The following is a 1,348-nucleotide window of genomic DNA, read 5'->3' as shown; positions in this document are numbered from 1 at the left end:
CGCGTCGATGTCGCAAGCATTCGGATCTCCAGGGTTCATGTGGGCAGCGGCGAGCCGGTCGATGCCGCCCGCCATGCCGGTTACTTACCCGCCGGCGCGTTGCCCGCCGCGACCCAGAGCGCGCCGTCGAGCGGGATGGCCGAGAAGCGGGACGCCTCCGCCAGTGTCGCGGCCGGTTCGATGTCGGCGAAGCGCTCCGGGTGAAGCCATTTGGCCAGCCGCTCGACCGCGACGACGTGCATGGGGGTGTCGTTGAAGAGGTGCCAGAGGCCGAAGGCGCGGCTGTTGCGCACGGCGCTCAGGACGGCGAGGCCAGGGTCGGACAGGAGGCGCGCGAAACTGGCGGCCGCGTCCTGCTCGCCGACGCCGAGCCCGAGCACGAGCCCGCCATTCTTGGCGAGATGCGCCCCGCCGGTGGCGATGTAGACGTCCGGATCGGTGTTGATCAGCGTCTCGAGGCTGATCTGCCCGGTCTCGCCTGGCAGCATCGCGGCGGCGATGTTGCGGCCGCCGGCGGCGGTGATGAAGTCGTCGAACGTCCCTTTCCCGGGCGACATGCAGCAGGCGAAGCCGCCGGCATGCGCGTGAAGGAAGACCGCGGGGTGGCTCGCGCCCCGCAGGCGCGCGTTCACCCGGTTCAGCCCTTGCTCGTAGAACGCGATGAAGCGCTCGGCTTCGTCCTCGCGCCCGATAAGGCGCCCGAGCGCGCGCAGGCTCGGCACCGTGTCGCTCAGTGGCTTCAGATAGAAATCGACGACCGCCACCGGAATGCCCGCAGCCTCCAGGCGCTCGACGAGGTCTCCCGGGCCACGGCGCGCGCCGGCGAGGGAACGGCTGAGAACGACCAGATCGGGCGACAGCGCGACCGCCTGTTCCAGCGAGAAGCCGCCGACCGTCGCGCCGTCGCCGACCAGCGGAATGCTGTCGATGGCCGGGAAGCGTGCCCGGTAGCGCTCATAGGCGTCGGAGCTCTGGCGCTTGTGATCCGAGCCCCAGCCGGCGAGGAGGCTGATCGGGTCCGGGTGGATGAATCCGAGCGCGTTGAGCTGCCGGCCTTGGCCCAGCACGATACGGCTCGCGGGGCGGGGCAGGGTCACCCTCCGGCCGAGAACGTCGATCGCAGTGACGGGCTGCGGCTGCTGGGCTCCCGCCGCCGCAGGCAGAGCGAGGGCGCCGAGCAGGAGGGATCGTCTGCTGATCGTCATGCCCGCACCGATCCTTCCCGTGCCGTGCCGGCGAGCGCGAAGGCAACGGCGCGCGACAACATCGACGGGATCACCGAAACGTGGTTCTCGCCGGGGAAGGCGACGAAAGAGCAATCGATCCGGCCGGAAGCCGAGAGGCGCGC

1 protein-coding gene is annotated in these 1,348 nt (G+C 70.7%); it reads right to left on the bottom strand.

Annotation, left to right across the window (positions count from 1 at the left end; translation table 11 throughout):
• Positions 1-80: 80 nt before the first annotated feature.
• Entirely contained in the window at positions 81-1,205 is a 1,125-nt protein-coding gene (locus ACIPIA_RS16415; RefSeq protein ID WP_400511041.1) for an ABC transporter substrate-binding protein, read from the bottom strand.
• Positions 1,206-1,348 lie beyond the last annotated feature (143 nt).

The organism is Allobosea sp. CER48 (assembly GCF_044752385.1).
In the GTDB taxonomy this organism is placed as follows: domain Bacteria; phylum Pseudomonadota; class Alphaproteobacteria; order Rhizobiales; family Beijerinckiaceae; genus Allobosea.
This window is presented reverse-complemented; position numbering and strand designations above follow the sequence as displayed.

Coding starts and splice junctions, on each gene's coding strand:
- ACIPIA_RS16415 (WP_400511041.1), bottom strand. CDS start 1,205: ATGACGATCAGCAGACGATCCCTCCTGCTCGGCGCCCTCGCTCTGCCT.